1 protein-coding gene is annotated in these 1,266 nt (G+C 41.3%); it reads left to right on the top strand.

Annotated elements, in window-relative coordinates:
* Nucleotides 1-434: 434 nt before the first annotated feature.
* The gene (locus tag IDZ20_RS06615; protein ID WP_188150643.1) at nucleotides 435-1,169 is read left to right on the top strand and encodes a hypothetical protein; all 735 of its coding nucleotides are present in this window, start codon (nucleotides 435-437) and stop codon (nucleotides 1,167-1,169) included.
* The last annotated feature ends 97 nt before the right edge of the window (nucleotides 1,170-1,266 follow it).

Genomic DNA, 1,266 nt, shown 5'->3' with positions numbered 1-1,266 from the left:
TGTTTCCTGTAAAAGTATCGGCTGATCTAGAAGAGTTTGCGTGCATCCTCCGTTTACTTTAGCAATCAGCACAACAGCGTCGAAACGCTACCAATATTCTAGCGTTCACGTTTCTAATTTTTGGTTTTTCTTGTATTTTTAGTTGTAGCTCCATTTTCTGTGAGCTCTTGGCTAAAATGTAAAGCTGGGTTAATCTCAATGATTGCTGGTAATAGCTTTAGATTTTAAGCCTAAATTAAGGCTATTTTTATTAAATTTATGGCTTTGTTGCGTGTGGTGAACGGGTTGTTTTGTATGTATAGAAAGTCGCATAACAAAGCTATCGTAGGGACATTTATTGCTACGCTCCGTTTTGGGGTGGCTACGCCACTTTACCCCAAAACTCCACTCCACAATAAATGCCCCACATAGCGGCGTTATATTTTCGAGGAAGTATGGAAGCAGATTCGCTGACACAGACTCTAGCAATTTGGGGTGCTATTACCGGGACAATAGGTACTGTTGCTGGGATAGCAAATCTTATTCTGAGAATGAAACAACACAAGAAAGATCAGCCAAAGCTTGTGTGTTCTTCAGATTTCTCTTTTGAGCATTCCTCAGGAAGCGTTCGTCCACAACATAGGCTTATCCTTCGGTCTGTCGGAAAACGCCCCGTAACTGTGGATCACGTTCGATATTTTATGAGGCCAAAAGACTTCTGGCAGGCCTTATTTAAAAAAAGAACTTGGGCCAAAAAACGTTGGATATATGATGATAAGCCGCGAGCATCGATGCAAATTACAGAGGGTAGAAAAGAAGAAATCAGAATTTCTATGCCTAATGGTTTAACTATTCCTGAAATTGTCAAAGTCGAAATTCATGACCAAGAAGGTCAAGCTTGGAAAGTTAAATGGCCTACAGCCAAAACGCTTGCTAAGGAAGTTCATCATGAACAATTGCATGAATCGGAAGAATCTAACGATGATCGTGTCTGCAAGGTAAGCGGCTACACTGCGGGTGGGAAGTACTATATCTACGCGCATTGGAATCCAACCCCTAGAAGCAAGAATTCTTTCCAGGGGCGCTTTTTTCACTTAAAGAATGCAAAAGAGTATCAGGCAAAGTTACATGAAATTTTAGAGATTCAACAACCAAAGATATTGTCATGTGAGCTAGACGAAATTGCATAAAAAATATAACAAATCAATCAACTTCGCGCCTGCGGCGCCGGACGCAGAAAAGCTGCGCCGGTTATTGAGGCGTTATGCGTCTTAACGGCTAGTAGAG

Source organism: Teredinibacter waterburyi, from assembly GCF_001922985.1.
GTDB lineage: Bacteria > Pseudomonadota > Gammaproteobacteria > Pseudomonadales > Cellvibrionaceae > Teredinibacter > Teredinibacter waterburyi.
Note: the sequence above shows the minus strand (reverse complement) of the source record. Positions and strands in the feature narration are given on the sequence as shown.

Excerpts from the sequence above, each read along its gene's own strand:
- IDZ20_RS06615 (WP_188150643.1), top strand. The coding sequence starts at position 435 with ATGGAAGCAGATTCGCTGACACAGACTCTAGCAATTTGGGGTGCTATT.